The organism is Terriglobia bacterium (genome assembly GCA_020072785.1).
Classification (GTDB): Bacteria; Acidobacteriota; Terriglobia; order Acidiferrales; family UBA7541; genus Acidiferrum.
On sequence record JAIQGG010000001.1, the window covers coordinates 90807 to 109293 of the forward strand.

An 18487-nucleotide genomic window follows, 5' to 3' on the forward strand; every position below is an offset into this window, starting at 1 on the left:
GCGAAAGGAGCCCCCGATGATTGCCCGCATCTGGCATGGAGCCACCCCCCCCCGCGCAAGCCGGCGCCTACTACCGCATCTTGCAGCGCACGGGCTTGCCCGACTACCGCAAGACCCCGGGAAATCGCGGCGTTGTAGTCCTGCGCAAGATCGAAAACGAACAGGCCCATTTTCTTCTGGTTTCCTACTGGGACTCGATGGCCGCCATCGAAGCCTTCGTCGGCGCGGACACGGCCCGGGCGCGCTACTACCCGGAGGACGACGGCTTTCTGCTGGAGAAAGAGCCCTTCGTGCAGCACTACGAGGTCTTGGAGGAACGATGAAAGCGGAACTGCCCGTCTCCGAAGCCGCGGATTTCGCCGCGCAGCTCCGCGCCATTCACGAAGGCGATGCCTGGCACGGTCCCGCGCTCCGCGAATTGCTCTCCGGTCTTTCGCCGGCGCAGGCCGCTTCGCGGCCCTTCGCCCAGGCGCATAGCATCTGGGAAATCGTCCTGCACATCGCGGCTTGGGAGAACGTCTTCCGGCGGCGGCTCGCAGGCGCTGCGCTGCACCAGCCGGAAGAGGGCGACTTCCCGCCCATTGCAAACCTCACTCCAGCGGCGTGGGAAGAGTCGCTGGCTCATCTCGAGGGTGTCCACGAGGAATTGCAGCGCGCCGTCGCCGCGTTGCCGGAATCCGCGCTCGAACAAATCGTTCCGGGCCGCCCGTACACGGTGCGCTTCATGCTGCAGAGCGCCGTCCGCCACCACGTCTACCACGCCGGCCAGATCGCCCTGCTCAAGAAAGCCCTAGTGCCGCCGGTTGCGCCGGCTCTCTAGCGAAAGAAACGATTCGCAACGCGCCGGCGCCTCGCAAACCGGGCTTGCGCGCGGGGAATGGCCGGGAAATACTGCGCTTCGAAGAGCTTGGCGTGATGCTGGGCGTGGCCAGCGATCATGTAGGCCAGCGCGCGCACGCTCACTTCGTTCTGGCTGGCCGTGCCGCGGCGCAGCCAAGCCGCCTCGTCCAAGCCGCGGAACAGCGCCACGCTGGCGCGCCGCACGTGCGTGAACTCCTCGCCGGCTCCGCTTTCTCCACTACCAAACAACTGTTTGCTGCGGTAGGCTAGCCAGCTCCAGCAGGCGGAGCATTTCGGGAGGCACCATGGGCTCACTCAAGGTTGGCAAACTTCCCTGGACCCAGCCGGCTTTCGGCCCGCTCTACTCCGCGTCGGCCTTTCCGGTGATCACGCGGGAGCGCTGGCAGGTGATGGTCAGTTTCGAAACCGACGCCGCCTACGTGGACTCCCTCCTGCCGGAAGGCGTGGAGGCCGCCTCCAACCCGCCGGTGGCGGCGCTGTGGTGCGCCACCCACGCGCACTCCACCATGGGCGGGCCGTACCGCGAGGCGGGCGCCGGGGTCGTCGTCGAGTTCGAGGGCACGACCTACTTTTACCCTCTGGTGGTCTATCTCGGCCCGGCTCCGGAAGAGTGGTTCGCCGCGGGCCGTGAAGTGTGGGGCCACCAGAAAAAATTCGGCGACGTGCAACTGCTCGAGCCCGCCGGCAGCGGCGTCGTCACCGGCATCCTGGAGCGCAATTCCGCGCGCCTGATGCAGATCTCCGTGGGCCCGCTGGAACGCGAAGCCCGCCCGGAGGAGATCGCCTTCCTGCCGGTGCTCAGCCTGCGCATCATTCCCCATCCGGAGAAGCCCGAGCCGCAGACCGTGGAGCTGATCCTGACGCGCGCGGAGCTCGTGCCGCGCCGCGGCTCGGACGGGCGCGTGGAGTTCTGGACCGGGCCGGGCGAAGTAGCTTATCCGGTGGCCTCGGAGCGCGATCCATTGCACCACCTCGCCTGCCAGCGCGTGCTGGGGGCCTCCTACGGCTGCTACGAGAACATCGTCACGCCGTTCGGAAAAATCCTGAAGAAGCTGGTGTAAGCGCTACTGCCACACGCGGAGAATTCGCCGGGTGCGCTATCCTTGCTTGTGTGGAAACCTCCGCGAACCCCGAGAAGGAACGGGCGTCAGCCGGACTCTGTGCCGGGTGCCGCCACGCGCGGTGGATTGCCAGCGCGCGGAGCTCGCTCTTCCTGCTCTGCCAGCGTTCCGCCGGCGATCCCGCCTATGTGAAATATCCCCGCCTTCCGGTTCTCGCCTGCCCCGGCTACACCCCTGCTTCTCAGCACAGCAACGGGTCGTAGCGGCCGGGCTTCAGCCCGGCCCTGCACTGACCGGGGCTAGGCGCGGGGAATGGCCGGGAAATACTGCTCTTCGAAGAGCTTGGCGTGATGCTGGGCGTGGCCGGCGATCATGTAGGCCAGCGCGCGCACGCTCACTTCGTTCTGGCTGGCCGTGCCGCGGCGCAGCCAGGCCGCCTCGTCGAAGCCGCGGAACAGCACCACGCTGGCGCGCCGCACGTGCGTGAACTCCTCGGCCAGCTCCGCGAGGCGGCGCTGCGCGAAGCCGCCGTTGCGCACGTAGTCGTCCTGTTCGAAGCCCGCCAGCGGCGTTTTGTCGCCGCGGGCCATGCGCAGCGCGCGGTAAGCGAAGATGCGCTCGGTGTCGTTGACGTGCCCCAGGGCTTCCTTCACCGTCCATTTCCCCGGCGCGTAGCGGAATTCCCCGTCGCGCTCCCCGCGCCCGGCGAACAGCCGCGTGAACAGCACCAGCTGCTCTTCCAGAAAGCGCAGGATGTCGTTCCCCGGCACCAGCGCGATGTATTTTTCGTAATAGGGGGCGTATTCCCCGGCCGCGGGCCGCGGCAGCAGGATTCGCTTCATACTCATGGGGCTGAGTATACCCCCGGCGGGCAGCAGCAGCACAGTCTTCCGCGCGAGCTACCGGGTCAGGAGAGTCCGGCGAGCTTGCCCAGGCCCTTCATCTTGCCGCGCGCGGCCGCCGTGTCCTACCTTGCCGGACCGGAGAGGGACCCGGCGAAATCGGGCCAATTCCCAAGCTGCGCCACCGGCCGCACCGGCACAGAGACGTTGGTGGTCACACCGGTATCCGACATCTCCTGCCATCCCACCGGCCCCATTTCGAGGCGCAGGAAACGCCACTTCGCGGGATCGTAATGCAGCTTGTTATCGCGATAGTTGACCACGGGGTAGTCGCCAGCCGTAGAATCCGTCATCAGGGGAATGCAGTACCAGACCGCCACCGGAGGATTGCGGTAGTAAGACGTTCCGGCTGGCCAGTCCCGCGTGAATGTCTGACTCGAGTCCGCCGTTCGGCGAAAAACAACGTGCATGGGAAAGGAAAGCCCGCTGCCCCGCTGGCTTGGTGTGGCGTTGGGATCGCCGATGTAACGCTGATTGCTCGCGGGATCAATCACGGTGACGTAGCCGTAGAGGGCGGACGGCTCCGGCCCGGAATTGTCCACCGGCGGCGCGCTGGGCGTGGATCTTGGCGCCGGGCCGGGCTTGACTCCCGGAGGCAAGGGCTTGGCTGACGGCGGCAGCTGGATGCCCGTGACGGGCTTCGGCTGTTGCGCCTCCAGCGTCACCCAGCCCGCCACCATCAGGAACAGCGCGATAAGCACGATCGCTTTTTTCATCTTCGCTTCCCTCAATTTCTCGGGGCTGGCGGCTTGGCCCGCGAACCCGCAAAATCTGTGCGCAACGGGGCCCCCACGGAACCCGCCGGAGTCGTGGAAACGTTCGAACGCGCCGGCATCGCCCGGCTTCCCATGAAGTCACGGCGCAAGGGCGGACCGGCCACGCCGGCGGAGACGCCGCTCGCCGGGGGCGCCGGCTTCGGCCTGTTCCCGGCGAAGTCGATGCGCACCGCCGGGCCCGTGCCCGGTCCCTGGGCTCTCGCGTTCACCCAGGCATACGCCAGCGCCAGAAAGGCCGACAGCACCAGCCAGGTTGCGCGCCCGCGGACAAAGCCGCGAGGACGGAAAAATTTTGTGTTCATCAATAGGCCCTGTGTTGCGTACTTTGAGGGTCTCCCGGTTTGCGGAGAAGTACAACACCTGCGCCGGGCGCTCTGTGTTGAATTGAGCAACTGTCAGTGGAAAAACGAAAGAGCGAAAAACACGCGAAAGGAGGAGAGATTTTCCTCGCGGAAAGCGCGAAAAATCAGGAGAGTCCGGCGAGCTTGCCCAGACCCTTCATCTTGCCGCGCGCGGCCAGGGCCCCGTACTGTTTCATCATCGTGCGCATCTGCAGGTACTGCTTGATGACCTGGTTGACGTCCTGCACCGACGTGCCGCTGCCGCGCGCGATGCGCTTGCGGCGCTTGCCGTCGAGCACGTTGTGGTCGCGGCGCTCCTGGTTGGTCATGGAATTGATGATGGCCTCGACCTGCTGGATGCGCTTCTCGTCCACCGCCGTGTTCTTGGGCAGGTTGGCCAGCGGGCCCATCTTCGGCAGCATGTCCATGAGCTGCTCAAGCGGGCCCATCTTGCGGATCTGCTTCAGCTGGTCGCGGAAATCCTCCAGCGTGAACTCGTTGTGGCGCATCTTGCGCTCGAGTTCCGCCGCGGCTTTCTTGTCCACGGTCTGCTCGGCGCGCTCGATCAGCGAGAGGATGTCGCCCATGCCCAGCACGCGGGAGACGATGCGCTCGGGATAAAAGCCCTCCAGCGCGTCGTACTTTTCCCCCAGCCCCACGAACTTCACCGGCGCCCCGGTCACCTTGCCGATGGAAAGCGCCGCCCCGCCGCGCGCGTCGCCGTCCAGCTTGGTCAGGATCACGCCCGTGAGGCCCAGCCGCTTGTGGAACTCCCCGGCGGAGCGTACCGCGTCCTGCCCGATCATGGAATCGGCGATAAACAGAATCTCGCTGGGGTTCAGCTCTTTCTTCAACGTGCTCAGCTCGTTCATCAGCTCGTCGTCAATGTGCAGCCGCCCCGCCGTATCCACCAGGATCACGTCGCTCGCGGAGAGCTTGGCTTCCTTGATCGCCCCGCGCACGATCTCCAGCGGCTTGTCGGTCCCCGCGCCGGGCCACAGCGCCGTGCCCACGGCCTTGGCCACCTGCGCCAGTTGTTCCCGCGCCGCCGGACGGTACACGTCGGTCGAAACCACGATGGGCCGGTGCCCGTTCTGCGTCAGCCATTTGGCCAGCTTGCCGGTGGTGGTGGTTTTGCCCGAGCCTTGCAGGCCCACGATCATCCACACCGAGGGCGGGCGCGAGGCGAAGAGCGGCTTGGCGTGCTTGCCCAGCAGCGCGGTCAGCTCGTCGCGCACGATCTTCAGCACCTGCTGGTCCGGGGAGAGTTGCAGCATCACTTCGCTGCCCAGCGCCTTGGCGCGGATGTTGGTGAGCAGCTCGTCGGCCACCGCCACGTTGACGTCGCCTTCGAGCAGCGCGTCGCGGATCTCCCCGAGCGCCGCGTCGATGTGCTCCTCGCTCAGCTTGCCCTGCCCGCGCAGGTTCTTGAACGTGCGCTGCAGCTTCTCTGTCAGGTTCTCAAACATGGTTCGTGATCAGTGTCTCGTGTCTCGTGAAAACGATTTTTGTAGATGCCGGGCTTTAGCCCGGCTCTTGTTTTCAATGCGTTGCCCGCCTGGAAACGGCCGCTACGCTTGTTCTGGCCCTTTGTAGCCGCCCTCTTTAGAGGGCGGGCCTATTGCCTCTACAGCGCAAGCCCCGCACCCTGAAAACCACCGCCACAGCAGGCGATTCTACAAACTCCCCACTCTTCATTGTAGAGGCCGCTGGAACAGCGGTCAAACGCCCGCAAAGAGCGATCAACGCATCGCAACAATTGCAATGAAGGCTGCCTTTCCTCCTGTCCCCCTGGCGCCGCCGCCTCGCGGTACAATGCCGCCTGCCGCTCACAGGAGGACACCGTGTCCGAAATGATCATTTGCCCGACCATGAAATTCATCTACGCCGGCTACGCGGTCGTGCTTCTGCTCGTAGCGGCTGCGGTCGCCGCCATGCTCCGCATGCCATGGCCGTCCTGGATTCCCTCGCCCTGGCAACCTTGGCTGCCCTGGTTGCCCGCGCTCCTTCTGCTCTGGCCGCTGAAACGCCATCTCCAAAACCGCCTGACTAAAATGACCATCCTCGAGGACCGGCTGCGCTACGAAACGGGCTTCCTGAGCAAGACCACGCGCACCATCCTGATCTCCCGCGTGCAGGATCTCACGGTGCATCAGCGCGTCGGCCAAAGAATGTTCGGCGTGGGCGATCTTTCCATCGAGACAGCGGGGGAGGCCAGCAGGCTGACCATTCCCGAAATCGACCGCCCGCAGGAAATCGCGGACCGCATCAATAAACTCTCGCGGAGCGCACCTCCAAAAGAGCCACTCACGTAAGAGCAACGAAGCTGGACAGCCGAGTGGCCGATCACACGGCCCATTACCGTTTCCCGTGCAGTGCCGGCAATCTGGTGCTAGGAGCGTGGCGCCGTACGGCTCCGGCGATGCTTGCGCGTCGAGGCTTTCGCTCTGGGATGCTTCGCTTTCAGCTTCTTAATCTCGTTCTTCAGCGCATCGTTCTCTTTGGTCAGGGCCGCGCCGGAAGCGGTCGCCGCTTCGAGACGGCTCCCCAACTGGCCATTTTCTTTCTGCAGTTCCGCCACCTGGGCCTTCAATTGTTCGTTCTCTTGCAGCGTTTTTGTGTCCTTGCAGGCCGCTAGAGACAAACTTAGTGCCACTGCCATCACAAATCCCGCGAGATAGTTTTTGCGCATCATCCTTTTTCCTTTATGAGCATTTGCACTGCAACCGGAACATCCGGTAACGGGTGAGGGGGAAACGCCGCTAGCAGCTCCGCCAGCGTAATGGAGTTTCTTGGACGGCGCAAGCCGGAACCTCCGTTCGCACCGCTGCCCCGCCTTCGTCTGTCCTCCGCTTTTTCTTTTTGACGGCGACAAACGTTAAGCGCTTCGCGATCACGCATACAGAGGAAGAGATTGCATGGACAAAACGAAGCCGCTCAGAAGATGAGCTTTACGCCGATCTGCGCCGCGAAGGGGATGCCCACGGTGGTGCCCGGGCCGAAGAAATCGCCCAGCGCCCCGGCGGGCACACGCAGTTGGCTGAGGCTGGTGATGGGCTGCGTCTGCGTGCACGCCGGGCCGTCCAGGCAGAAGGCCGTGGCGTTGGCAAGATCGTTTACGGGAACGGGCAGGGCGGCCAGGTCCCCGACGTAGTTGTTGCCGGGATTCGCGCGGTTGAACAGGTTGAAGAACTCCGCGAACGGGCGCAGCGTGACGCGCTCGCCCAGCGCGATATTGCGGCTCACCCGCAGGTCCACCTGCGCGAAGGGCGTGCCGCGGAACTGGTCGAGCGTGGTCTGCACCCCGTTGACCACCGCGCGGTCGTTGCCGTCCGTGCCGTCCCCGTTGATATCCACGGGGGTGCCGAGCGTGAACGGCCGCGCGCTCTCGAACTGCGACAGCGTGGACAGCTCGAATTTCCCGGGAAGCTGCAGCACCCCGGCCAGCACGAAGCGATGGCGGATGTCTTCGCCGGAAGGCCCGTGGTCGCCGGGGCCAAACGGATTGCGCACGTCGGAGACGCCATTGACGTAATCGAAAAGCTCGCCGACGACCGCGCCCCAGGTGGTGGCTTTGCCCAGGACGTAATTCGCTGTCAGCTCGAAACGCTGCGCGAAGCGGTGCTGCATCTGAATCGCCAGGCCGTCGTAACGCGAGCGGTTGTCGGTGCGGAAAACAGAAAGGCTCGGCGCGGCCCCCGGCAGCGTCGCTCCGGAAACGTATTCGTAGCGCCGGTACTGGTGCACGCCTTGCTGGTGCTCGTAGGTGACGTTCAGCCGCCAGTTCTTCCCGAAGTCGTGCTCCACGCCGGCGCTGGCCTCCAGCGCATACGGCGTGTGGTAGTTCGGGGCGATCAGTGCGCCCTGGTCGCCCGGGCCCAGCGGCGTCGCGGCGTTGCCATTGTTCACCGCGGTGAAAGCGTCCACCCAGCCGTTCTGTGTCAGGTCGTTGAAGTACAGGCCCACACCGGCGCGCAGCACCGTCGTCGCCGAGCCGCCTGGCGCGTAGGCCAGGCCCAGGCGCGGCGCAAAGGCCTTGCGGTAGTCATGCGGCGTGCCGGGCTGTATGCCCAGAACGCCTCCGAGGCCCAGCGCATTTGCGGCGATCACCGCGGAATTCTGCGATTGTTCGCGCCCGGAGGCCCGGAAAAGCCCGAACGTGGTGTCGTAGCGCAGCCCGGCGTTGATCGTGAACGAGGGCCGCACGCGCCAGGAATCCTCGGCATAGAAGCCCAGCCGCCGCACGCTCTGCGCGAACGTGCCATCGCCGCCGGGAAAATAGCTGGCGTTGGGGCAGGTGCTGGCCACTGGATCGCAGGCGAAGATGGCCGCGAGCGCGGCGGGATCGGCAAGATAGAACGTGGGATTGAAATCGAAGCTGTAGAGCCGCTCGGCGTCGCTGGCCAGCGCCCCGCGCAGGACCGGCTCGTGAATGAAATTCACGCCGAAGCGCGCGGCGTGGCTTCCCGCGGAGCGCGTCACGTCGTAGCGGAACTGGTACTTCTGCTGGTCGCGGGCCACGGGAAACGCGGTGATCTCCGTGGCGAACTGGTTGTCGCCGAAAGTCTCGAAGCCGGAGGTGGTGTGAAAGTTGGCGCTGAAGGGAAACGCCAGCGCCAGGCCGAGGTGCGAGTTGCGCTGCTTGGTGTGGTGCATCCCGCTGGCCTGCAGCGTGAGCACGCCGAGCCACGCCGGCGTGAACTGCCACTGGTTGCTGAGCAGCACGCTGTAGTAGTTCGACTGCGTGGTGGCGCCGGTCGAGGGCAGCGCGGCCTGCTGCACCAGATCGTTCTCCGTGTGATTGCGGTCCAGCGCGCCGCGCAGAAACCATTGCGAGCGCGCGGACTGCGTCCAATCCAGCCGCCCGGAGAAAAGCGTGTCGCGGAAGGGCACGGGCACCGCAGCCGGCACGGTGATGGACGGCACGCCGGGAATCAAGCCGCCGGCCGCGAGCTGCGCCAGCGCGTCCAACTGGGTGCGGCTCGTGGCGCTGTAGGCCACGCTGGCGTCCTCGTTCACATACTCGAACGAAGCGAAGAACCATAGCTTCTCGCGGACCAGTGGCCCGCCCAGCGTGCCCACGCCGTTCTGCCGCGAGAACGGCTGCTTGGGGTCGGGTTCCGGATTGTCCAGCGCATTGCGCGCGTTGAGCGCGTCGCCACGGTAAAAATACGCGGCGCTGCCGTGCCAATCGTCGCTGCCGCGCCGCGTCGAGAGGATCACGCTGCCGCCGTTGGTGCGCGAGGTGTCCGCCCCGAACTGCGCCGTGCGCACCACGAACTCCTGCATGGCCTCCGGTGAATAGTTCTGCAGGAATCCGCCGATGTAGTCGTCGTTGTTGTCGCCGCCGTCCACGGAGAGGTCCACGTTCAGGCCGGAGCTGCCGCCGAAGGAGACGGCGGTGATGCGCGCCTTGGTGGGATCGGAAGGCTCGACCGGAGCGGTGAAGGGCGAGAGCAGGGCGATATTGGCGAAGCTGCGTGCGAAGAGCGGAAGTTCGTCGAGATCCGCTGCGGTGATGATGGTTTTCTGCGCGCTGCTGGTGGTCTCCAGTGGCTGGCTGGCCAGCGAGGGGCCGCGGTCGCGCACCAGCACCGTTGCACTCACGGCTTGCGGAACGAGCGTCACGCCCAGCGTCGGCTGCGCCCCCACACCGACCACGGCGTCCGTCGTACGCAGCGCAAAGCCGTCCGCTTCTACCGACAGCCGGTAGGTTCCCGGTGGCAGCGCCGCGAAACGGAACTCGCCGCGGCTGTCCGTGCGGGCGCGCCGCGCGAAACCCGCGCCTGGCTGCGCCAGCGTGAGCCGCGCACCGGCGATGCTCCCGCCGCTGGCGTCCTGTACCACGACCAGCAAGGCGCCGCGCGGCTCCTGCGCGCAGGCCCGCTCGGCAACGCTCAAGCTGAGGAGCGCGCACAGAAAAAAAAGACCGCATTGGAAAAGAGAAGACCGCATGGAAAGAAACCCTCACCCCGCCCGAGGCGTGCCCTGCTTTTATGACGTTATAACACGCCACACGGGTTTCACGCCGCGGCCAGGAGAAAAGACTCCGTGCCGGCCTCTTTCCGTCACATGGACTTCTTCCTGCGGTTCTTGGCGTCAGCTCTTGGGCGCCCAGGCGGAAGCGATCAACTCCGGTGAAAAGCCCTGCGGCACTTGCTTGAAGCAGGCGTAGCGGTACAGCGCGGCATTGTAGATGCCCTGCACGGCCGAACTCATCACCGCCAGCGCCAGGAAGTATAGGATCATCACCGCGAGGCCGATGAACATGCCGTAAGCGCCGCCGAGCATCATCGCGGCGATCCAGAAAGCGAACCCCGGCAGCGCCAGCACGAAAAAGACCAGGCCGATGCTGAGCCCGCCGACAACCTTCTCGCCCCAGGTGTCGCGGAAGAGTTTCGCGGAGCGCTTGACCGCCTGGATGGGCGTCAGGTCCTCGAAGGCCAGCACGGGGATGACGAAATAGCAGGCCAGCGCCCAGGCCACGCCGACGAAGCGGACGATGATGCGCCCGAGCAGCCCCATGCGCTCTTCCAGGTTGCGCAGAATAATGCCCACGGTGGCGGCCACCAGCGCCCACTGCAGGATCGTGAACTTGCGCGCCCAGGCCAGCGCGATGCCGTCGCGGAACGTCCACTGGCCGCCCATCAGGCGGCTGTTGGCCACGCCCACCAGGGCCACGTTGAAAAACACGATCACAAAGTAGTTCACAACGTACAGCGCGAACATCCCCAGCACAAAAATCGGCGACTGGCTGGGATTCCATTTTTCGCCGGAGGCCGCCGCCGCGCTTATCGACGGAAGCAGCAGCAGGGTCCCGCTGCCGGCGATGACCCCGGTGACCACCAGACACGACAACGCGGACAGGATGGGGAAGAGCATCAATTCTTTATCGGCCCGGAGAAGCGCGAAACTCTGCTTCACCAGAGCCCAACTGCGCGAGAACTTGCCCATGGCATCCTCTCTTTCCGTGACCGCGAAGCGGCCAGCTTCCCGTGTGACCGCGAAGCGGTCAACTTCCGGCGTGACCTCTAAGCGGTCAACCTGCGCGGTTGGTCGCGCCTGATTCGAGACGCTGGTTCCAGCCTGCCGAACCCCCGCCAGTCCGTCCATAGTACTCGCTGGGGTATGACACTCAACAGGCAACTATTGCGGCCAACAGCTCGCCCGCAGACGTATGTTGTTCCGGGGAAGGGGGTCGAGTAGAATCCGCGCCATCTACCCGGCAGCACCGGAGGCCGCCATGTTCGATCGCCGCAACTTCCTCGCTTCCCTCGCCGGCTTTGCCGGAGCCCTCACGCTTCCCCAGCGCCTGCTCGCGGATCTCGCGCAGGCTCCTGGGAAACTGCCCGATGCGGCGCTCTACGAAGCGAACGAAGAGGCTTACTGGACGGAGTTGCGCAAACAGTTCCTGATTCCCGAGGACGAGGTCTATCTGAACAACGGAACGGTGGGCTCTTCTCCCGCGCCGGTGCTGCGCGCCATCTTCGACGGTTACAACGACACGGAAAAAATGGCGCAGAGCGATCCCGAGGACTACCCCATCTGGGGCTACGCCGCGTGGAACGAGTTCCGCGATCCGCTGGCCGCCTTTCTCGGCTGTACACGCGACGAAATCGCCATCCTGCGCAACGCCACTGAAGCCAACAGCTACATCGCCAACGGCCTGGACCTGCAGCCCGGCGACGAAGTGCTGATGACCGACCAGGAGCATCCCGGAGGCGAGGGACCGTGGCAACTGCGCGCCAAGCGCTACGGCATCGTGGTGAAGAAGGTGACCCTGCCGAGGCCCGTGCCCAACGCCGCGGCGGTACTCACTCTTTTCAGCGACGCCATCACCCCGCGCACCCGCGTGCTCTTCTTCAGCCACATCACCACGGTGACCGGCGTGGTGCTGCCCGCGCGCGAGCTTTGCGCCCTGGCGCGCTCCAAGGGCATCCTCTCCGCGGTGGACGGCGCGCACGTCACCGGGATGATGCGGGTGAATCTGCACGAGCTGGGCTGCGACATGTACACCTCCAGCCCACACAAATGGCTGCAAGCGCCGAAGGGCACCGGCTTCCTGTATGTGCGCGACGAAGTGATCGACCGCGTGTGGAACACCATCGTCACCGAAGGCTGGAACGAGCCGAAACTGCGCGCCGAGCGCTTCCAGCGCATCGGCAGCTCCAATGTTCCCGTGCTGTGGGGGCTGCGCGCGGCGATTCAACTGGCGAATCAGATCGGCCTGGAGCGCATCGAGCGCCGCCACCGCCAGATGGCCGACTACATCCTCAAAGAGATGTTGGCGCGCGGCGCGGAATCCTGGACCTCGCCCGATCCCGCGCTGCGCTGCGCCATCGCCACTGTCAACGCGCCGCAGATCCAGACCATGGAAGTCGAGACTTGGCTGTGGAAGAACAAGAAGATTCGCATCCGCGGCGGCGCACCTTCCAAGATCCGCCTCTCCACGCCCTACTACCTGCTGCGCAAGGATGTGGACCGCTTCCTCGCGGCCTTCGACGAGTACCGCCGGCTGAAACATCCGGCCTGAAGGCGCCGCGGGGGCAGCCAACCGCTTTCCCGGTAGTGGGTCCGTTTCCGATTAGCGCTGCCGGCTCAGACGGTCGACGCAACACTTTGTTGAAGTCTACTCGCAGGAGTCTGGAATCCTAAAGTCTTTCTGGGACGTTGATTCAAGCGCAGCGCGACCTGGTCGAGCTGCGCTTGCGAATAGCCAGACAGGTCCGTGCCTCGCGGGAAGTATTGCCGTAACAGCAGATTGGTGTTTTCGTTCGTACCGCGCTGCCAGGGACTCTGCGGATCGCAGAAGTAGACCTGCACATCCGTAGCTACCGTGAAGTCCTTGTGTTTCGCCATCTCCAGTCCGCGATCCCACGTCAGCGAGCGTCGCAGCGTCGCTGGAAGTTTGCGAACATGCTGACTCAAGGCGGCAACCACAGCTTCCGTTTCTTTGCTCGGCACCTTGATCAGCATGGCAAAGCGCGAATGACATTCTACCAGGGTTGCAATGTAGCTGTTCTTGGCGCCGCTCAGCAGATCGCCTTCCCAATGACCAGGAATCGCTCGATCTTCCACTTCCGCAGGCCTTTCGCGGATCGAGATGGCATCGACGATTTGCCCCCGTGACTGTCCGCTGACCGTTGCATGGCGCGAGCGGCGCATGCGCCGCTTCGACCGCAGGTGGTCCATCAGCTCTTTTTTCAATACTCCCCGCGCTTGGATGAACAGGCTGCGGTAAATGGTTTCGTGGGACACGTGCATGCTCCCGTCGTCGGGATACTCAGTCTTCAGCCACCCGGAAATCTGTTCGGGCGACCAGTCCAGAATCAGTTTACTCACAACAATCTCTCGCAACCTCGGGTGCAGGGCAAGAAGGCACTGCTTGGGTCGCAAGGCTGAGTCCCAGGCGTGCTCATCCGCTTCATGAGCGCGATAGACAGGAAGGCCACCATGGCGCGAGACCTCCCGGCTCACCGTTGAGGCCGCTCGATCCAGGTGTCTGGCGATCTCACGAAACGACGAACCGGAAGCGATCCCTCGGGAGATGTCCTCTCGCTCAGCCAGGGTGAGCGCTAGCCGTGAGCGACGACGGGCGGCGGGAGGAATCCCTCCGCGAGGCAACAACAAACAGCGAATGGAGTTATGTGGCTTGTCAAAGGCGCGCCCAATCTCATGCAGCGACTGTCCCGCCTTCCATCGGCTCCAGATGTCGCTCTTCTCGATCGCAGAAAGCCCAAACCGTTTCCCTGGCCTCATACAACACCACCTTTAGAGAGCAGACTTATATCAGCTGGTGTTGCATCGACCTATTGAGACCACCACGTTTACCAGGACTTGAGTTGATTTAGGTGAGGGGAAATCCTGTTTGCAGCAGTCATCTGACATCTCACACTTTCAATTTCAGATGCCAAGCCGACATTGGTTCGTAAACAGTTTGTCTTCGTTGCAGCAGTGTCCGGCATGAAGAATGCACTGCCGGATACTTCCGAAGCTTTAACCAGCAACGCTTTTCTTTTTCATTACGGGGTGAGTTTGAACACCGTCCCAAAGCCGGAAGCCCCGCCGGGAGAAGCACCGCCGCCGTATATGGTAGTGCCGAAGAGGTTGCCCACTGCGTCCTGCACTAAACCCGCGTAGGGAAATGCCCCGTCCGTCCCTCCAGTGAAGCTGTGCAGTACGGATTCCCCGCCGTTCGCGTCCACTTTGAATATAGTTCCGGCGTTGGAAACGCCGCCCCAGTAAGTGGTGCCGTAGAGGTTTCCCGCCTCATCTAAGGCCAAGCCTGCGAATGGCTGCGCCCCGTCCCCGCTTCCAGTGAAGCTGTGCAGCACCGTGAGCTTGCCCGACCTACCCAACTTGAAGACATTCCCACCAATGCCACCCTGCGTGGTGCCGTAGAGGTTTCCTCTTTCATCCAGCACTAAATCTGCGTATGGATATGACCCGTCGGTTCCTCCAGTGAAGCTGTAGAGTACCGTCTCTTTACCTGACTTACTCAGCTTGAAGACAGTCCCGTAGCCGGAACTTCCGTAGTTCAATGTCGTGCCGTAGAGATTGCCTGCTTTATCCAGGATGACACCTGATGGATTTGAGCCATCTGCGCCTCCAGTGAAGGTGTACAGTACCTTCTCCTCGTTCCTTATCACATCCAGCTTGAAGACGATACCGCACCCGACTACGCACGAGCCTGAGCCGCCATTGTAAGTGGTGCTATAGAGGTTGCCTCTCCCATCCTGCACCAAACCTGCACGGGGATTAGCGCCATCCGCGCCTCCAGTGAAACTGTACAGCACTGTCTCCTTGCCGCTGGTGTCCACCTTGAACACCGTCCCCTTTCCGAAGGTGCCGCCGAACTGGGTAGTCCCGTAGAGGTTACCCGCCTCATCGAGCATCAAGCCCGCGAACGGATACTGCCCGTCCCCCGTGCCACTCACTTTGAAGCTGTGCAGCACGGTCTCCGTACCGCTACTATCCAGCTTGAACACAGCTCCCTGTTGGTAAGTACCGCCGTACTCGGTAGTGCCGTAGAGGTTTCCCGTTTCATCCAGAACCAAAGGAGCATAGGGATATGCTCCGTCCGCCCCTCCTGTAAATGAGTAGAGTACGTTGTAAGTCTGCGCTTGTGCCGATTGGGTGCCAGTGACTGCCACTCCAAATACAATGATGGCAACTGCCATCGCGCAACGCTCCGCCCACTGACACACTTTGGAACAACACAGTTGACGTTGTGTAAGCATCATAAGTCCATCCTGTCCTGATATAGATTGCGCGCTTGGCGTGCCCTACCTCGGGCGGAGTCTTCGCTGGACGTGGGGACTTACTCTGTCGAGGTATTCGAACTGTAAGACAGGCTTTACGCTGCTGTCTGTGATGGCAGTCACTCCCATCTGTTCGCCGATAAAGAGGGCAACGGCTGCCTAGCTCCTGATAAGTCGGGTTATCGGAAACTGGCTCACTAGCGCTTTCCCGCTTTCCAAGAAAACTCGGAAACTTGCGCCTACATCTTCCTAGGTATATAATTTAGTTAATGAACAACCGTGCTGAGATTCGGAGCCGCGGCGCTCGGGAATCTGCCCCGCACAACGCTGAACCTCACCCAACTCAAGTGCTTCCATTCGGACGTTACGGTGTAGGTCTTTTGACGGGGCACCCCATCGGGTTAGTGATTGTACTCGGTCTGCTCCTGATGGGTTTAGTAGGACTCCCAGAGTTCCGCTGGTTTTTCGCAGGTTCTCTCGTTCTGGGCGGCGTCTGCGGTTTCTTCCTCTGGCTTCGCCACCGATAGAAAGTCCTAGTTCCCTCGCACTTCAATGGAACGCACCTAGCCGGTCGGATGACTCCCCATAAGTCGGGTTATCGGAAACTGGCCCACTGCCGCTGTCCCGCTTTCCTTGACCGCTTCGGACAGGCCGATTACACTAGTATTTTTGAGACTGGCCAGAGAACCGGCCGGGGGAGACGGTTTTGCCGAAACGTACCTTTCAACCGCGAGTGCGCCGCCGCAGCAAGACGCACGGCTTTCGCGCACGCATGAAGAGCAAGGGCGGGCGCAAAGTTCTGGCCGCGCGCCGCAAGAAGGGCCGCCATCGCCTCACGCCCGAGTAGCCCGGGCCGCTTGCGCTTTCCGCGCGAGGCGCGCATCGTGCGCCGCGGGGAATTCGACGCCGTCTATCGCGCCGGAAAGCGCCGCACGAGCGCACATTTCACCGTTTTTCTCCGCGCCAACGCCTTGCCGTTGAGCCGCTTCGGCTTCAGCATCAAAAAAGCGCTCGGCAACGCGGTGGTGCGCAATCGTATCCGGCGGCGCCTGCGCGAAATCGTGCGCTGCCATCGGGGGGAGATACCGGCAGGATGGGATATTGTGGTGCATCCGAAGAGCAGCGTGGCCCGCGCGGACTTTGCGGCGCTGGCGGCGGAATTTCTGCGCCTGATTCCGAAAGCGTAGGGCCGCACATTCGCGCCGCGCTCTTCGCCCTGCGCGTCTACCAGGCCTATCTCTCCGTGCTCTTCGCCGGGAGCTGCCGCTTCCATCCCACCTGCTCGCAGTACTCTTACGAAGCGATCGCACGCTTCGGCCTGGCGCGGGGCGCCTGGCTGACCCTGCGGCGGCTGCTGCGCTGCCACCCGCTTTCCCGCTCTTTCGGCTTCGATCCCGTGCCGGAGCCACCTGAAATAGAAGAGGCCAGCCATCAGGCCGGCGCTGTAAATCCCTGCGCGGCCCACGCCGCGGCCGCGACCGGCCGCCCGGCGGTTGCCCCGAACGAGGTGCGCTCGTGAGCGAGCCGCAAAAGAAAAAAGGTCTTTCCCCCGAGCTGCGCCTGCTGCTGGCCTTCCTGCTCTCGCTGGGGGCCATGTCTCTGTGGATGCACTACTTCGTGCCGAAGCCGCCCGCCCGCCAGCCTGCGGCGACCGGCACGGCCAAACCTGCCGCGCCGGCAACACCCCCCGCGCAGACGCCTGCGGCGCAGGCTGCGCCGGCAAGCGCGGCGCCTGCTGGCCCCGCCGCCGCGGCGGCCGCGGCCGTGCCGGTAAAGGCCGACACGCAGGAGCGCACCTTCGTCGTCGAAAGCGACCTCTACCGCGTGGAATTCACCAACCGCGGCGCGGTGGTCAGGAGCTGGCAGCTCAAAAAATACACGGATGACGCCAAGCCCCGGCGCACCCTGGACCTGGTGCATGCAGACGCCGCGCGGCAGACCGGCGGCTGGCCCTTTTCGCTGATGCTGGACGACGCCACCGATGAAACCACGGTGAACAACGCCCTGTATCAGGTCGAGCAGGGCCCCACGGATGCCCAGGGCCATACCACGCTGCGCTTTTCCTGGAGCGACGGCCATCTGGAAGTCAGCAAGGTCTTCACCTTCGACGGCAGCTACGTCGTGCAGGTGGAAGCCTCGGTGCGCCACGCCGGCGCCCCGATCGTCTCCGGTCTGGCCTGGCGCGGCGGCTTCGGCGATGTGACCGTACAGAATCCCGCTCCCGCCGAGCAGGTCAACGTCATCTTCGACACTGCCGGCAAGCTGCAGAACCTGCCGCACAAGAAGCTCAATGCACCCGACCAGACGCCCCGGGCCTTCTGGTACCGGGGCATGTTGTACGCGGGCATCGAGGACCGCTACTTCGCCGCGGTGTTCCTGGCCCCGCTGGACGCCGCTCCCGGAAATCTGGCCACGCGCTACTGGAAGCTGGAGCGCGAGGTGAAGAAGGGCGAGCAGACCGAGCAGGAGCCGGTCGCGGAAGTGGCCGTGGGCACCGGCGACGCGGGCCCCTTCGCCCTGCGCGTCTTCGTCGGTCCCAAAGACTACGACGCCTTGAAGAAGATGAACCCGCCGCTCCACGCCCTGGTGCAGTTCGGCTGGATGGAGTTCATCGCCGACCCGCTCTTTCACCTGCTCAAGTGGCTGCACACCTACATCCCCAACTGGGGCTGGGCCATCATCGTCCTCACGCTGGTCATCAACATGCTGCTCTTCCCCCTGCGCATCTCCAGCTACCGCACCGCGCTGAAGATGCAGAGGATCGGGCCGGAAGTGAAGCAGATCCAGGAGCGTTACAAGAAGTACAAGATGAACGATCCCAAGAAGGCCGAGATGAACCAGGAGATCATGGCCATCTACTCCCGCGAGGGGATCAATCCGATGGGCGGCTGCTTCCAGATGCTCCTGCAGATGCCCATCTGGTTCGGGCTGAACACGGCGCTGCGTTACTCCATCGAGCTGCGCCACGCCACCTGGGTGTGGGTCACCGACCTCTCCGCGAAGGATCCCTACTACATTCTTCCCGTGACCGTGGGCCTTTCCATGTATCTGGTCTCGAAGATGACCCCGATGACCAGCACCGACCCCAACCAAGAGATGATGATGAAGATCATGCCGGTCAGCATGGCCGTCATGTTCGTGGTTTTCCCGTTTTCCAGCGGTCTGGCGTTGTATATTCTTACCAGCAGCGTCGTGGGCATCGGCCAGCAGTGGTATCTGAACAAGACCCATCCCGCGTCCGCCATCGTGCCGGTCAAACCCGGGCGCGGCAAGAAAGCCTGATCC

The 18487-nt window shown here is 63.7% G+C and carries 18 protein-coding genes and 1 pseudogene; 9 read left to right on the top strand and 10 right to left on the bottom strand.

The window, feature by feature from the left end:
- The first annotated feature begins 16 nt into the window (after positions 1 to 16).
- Positions 17 to 323: pseudogene (locus LAN61_00370) on the top strand (antibiotic biosynthesis monooxygenase).
- Positions 320 to 820, top strand: a complete 501-nt coding sequence (locus LAN61_00375; GenBank protein MBZ5538950.1) for a DinB family protein — start codon at positions 320 to 322, stop codon at positions 818 to 820. The pseudogene LAN61_00370 and the gene LAN61_00375 overlap by 4 nt, the downstream one beginning before the upstream one ends.
- Here the strand turns inward: LAN61_00375 and LAN61_00380 are convergent.
- Complete coding sequence (locus LAN61_00380) at positions 817 to 1089, bottom strand: DinB family protein (protein ID MBZ5538951.1); 273 nt, start codon at positions 1087 to 1089, stop codon at positions 817 to 819. The two genes, LAN61_00375 and LAN61_00380, sit on opposite strands and share 4 nt — an antisense overlap.
- Before the next feature lie 56 nt (positions 1090 to 1145).
- Between LAN61_00380 and LAN61_00385 the strand changes: the two genes are divergently transcribed.
- Entirely contained in the window at positions 1146 to 1922 is a 777-nt protein-coding gene (locus tag LAN61_00385) for an acetoacetate decarboxylase family protein (protein MBZ5538952.1), read from the top strand.
- A gap of 299 nt (positions 1923 to 2221) precedes the next feature.
- Here LAN61_00385 and LAN61_00390 read toward each other — a convergent pair whose 3' ends face one another.
- The 4 genes from LAN61_00390 to ffh form a co-directional block, all read right to left on the bottom strand.
- A complete protein-coding gene (locus LAN61_00390; GenBank protein ID MBZ5538953.1) occupies positions 2222 to 2764 on the bottom strand; it encodes a DinB family protein in 543 nt (180 codons plus the stop codon).
- Positions 2765 to 2889: 125 nt separating this feature from the next.
- Positions 2890 to 3540 carry a hypothetical protein gene (locus LAN61_00395; GenBank protein MBZ5538954.1) on the bottom strand — a complete coding sequence of 217 codons (651 nt, stop codon included), beginning with the start codon at positions 3538 to 3540 and terminating at the stop codon, positions 2890 to 2892.
- A gap of 11 nt (positions 3541 to 3551) precedes the next feature.
- The gene (locus LAN61_00400; protein MBZ5538955.1) at positions 3552 to 3902 is read right to left on the bottom strand and encodes a hypothetical protein; all 351 of its coding nucleotides are present in this window, start codon (positions 3900 to 3902) and stop codon (positions 3552 to 3554) included.
- A gap of 164 nt (positions 3903 to 4066) precedes the next feature.
- On the bottom strand, positions 4067 to 5410 hold the full coding sequence (ffh, locus tag LAN61_00405; protein ID MBZ5538956.1) for a signal recognition particle protein: 1344 nt from the start codon (positions 5408 to 5410) through the stop codon (positions 4067 to 4069).
- A gap of 375 nt (positions 5411 to 5785) precedes the next feature.
- Here ffh and LAN61_00410 point away from each other — a divergent pair, with 375 nt between their 5' ends.
- The gene (locus LAN61_00410; GenBank protein MBZ5538957.1) at positions 5786 to 6256 is read left to right on the top strand and encodes a PH domain-containing protein; all 471 of its coding nucleotides are present in this window, start codon (positions 5786 to 5788) and stop codon (positions 6254 to 6256) included.
- Positions 6257 to 6333: 77 nt separating this feature from the next.
- Here the strand turns inward: LAN61_00410 and LAN61_00415 are convergent, their stop codons facing one another.
- From LAN61_00415 to LAN61_00425, 3 genes are all read right to left on the bottom strand, one after another.
- Positions 6334 to 6636, bottom strand: a complete 303-nt coding sequence (locus LAN61_00415; protein MBZ5538958.1) for a hypothetical protein — start codon at positions 6634 to 6636, stop codon at positions 6334 to 6336.
- A 242-nt stretch (positions 6637 to 6878) separates the two neighbouring features.
- Entirely contained in the window at positions 6879 to 9896 is a 3018-nt protein-coding gene (locus tag LAN61_00420; protein ID MBZ5538959.1) for a TonB-dependent receptor, read from the bottom strand.
- Positions 9897 to 10040: 144 nt separating this feature from the next.
- On the bottom strand, positions 10041 to 10895 hold the full coding sequence (locus LAN61_00425) for a DUF6159 family protein (protein MBZ5538960.1): 855 nt from the start codon (positions 10893 to 10895) through the stop codon (positions 10041 to 10043).
- A gap of 289 nt (positions 10896 to 11184) precedes the next feature.
- On the opposite strand from LAN61_00425, the gene LAN61_00430 reads away from it, so the two are divergent.
- Complete coding sequence (locus tag LAN61_00430; GenBank protein ID MBZ5538961.1) at positions 11185 to 12474, top strand: aminotransferase class V-fold PLP-dependent enzyme; 1290 nt, start codon at positions 11185 to 11187, stop codon at positions 12472 to 12474.
- A gap of 65 nt (positions 12475 to 12539) precedes the next feature.
- Here the strand turns inward: LAN61_00430 and LAN61_00435 are convergent, their stop codons facing one another.
- Positions 12540 to 13700, bottom strand: coding sequence for an IS30 family transposase (locus LAN61_00435; GenBank protein MBZ5538962.1), 1161 nt, complete (start codon positions 13698 to 13700; stop codon positions 12540 to 12542).
- Positions 13701 to 13963: 263 nt separating this feature from the next.
- A complete protein-coding gene (locus tag LAN61_00440) occupies positions 13964 to 15121 on the bottom strand; it encodes a hypothetical protein (GenBank protein ID MBZ5538963.1) in 1158 nt (385 codons plus the stop codon).
- A gap of 787 nt (positions 15122 to 15908) precedes the next feature.
- Here LAN61_00440 and rpmH point away from each other — a divergent pair.
- From rpmH to yidC, 4 genes are read left to right on the top strand one after another with little or no spacing between them, the layout of a single operon-like run.
- The gene (gene rpmH, locus LAN61_00445) at positions 15909 to 16049 is read left to right on the top strand and encodes a 50S ribosomal protein L34 (GenBank protein MBZ5538964.1); all 141 of its coding nucleotides are present in this window, start codon (positions 15909 to 15911) and stop codon (positions 16047 to 16049) included.
- Positions 16050 to 16059: 10 nt separating this feature from the next.
- Complete coding sequence (gene rnpA / locus LAN61_00450) at positions 16060 to 16389, top strand: ribonuclease P protein component (protein MBZ5538965.1); 330 nt, start codon at positions 16060 to 16062, stop codon at positions 16387 to 16389.
- On the top strand, positions 16296 to 16721 hold the full coding sequence (gene yidD, locus LAN61_00455; protein MBZ5538966.1) for a membrane protein insertion efficiency factor YidD: 426 nt from the start codon (positions 16296 to 16298) through the stop codon (positions 16719 to 16721). Before rnpA ends, yidD begins: the two co-directional genes overlap by 94 nt.
- Positions 16718 to 18484, top strand: coding sequence for a membrane protein insertase YidC (gene yidC, locus LAN61_00460; protein ID MBZ5538967.1), 1767 nt, complete (start codon positions 16718 to 16720; stop codon positions 18482 to 18484). The genes yidD and yidC overlap by 4 nt, the downstream gene beginning before the upstream one ends.
- Positions 18485 to 18487: the final 3 nt, after the last annotated feature.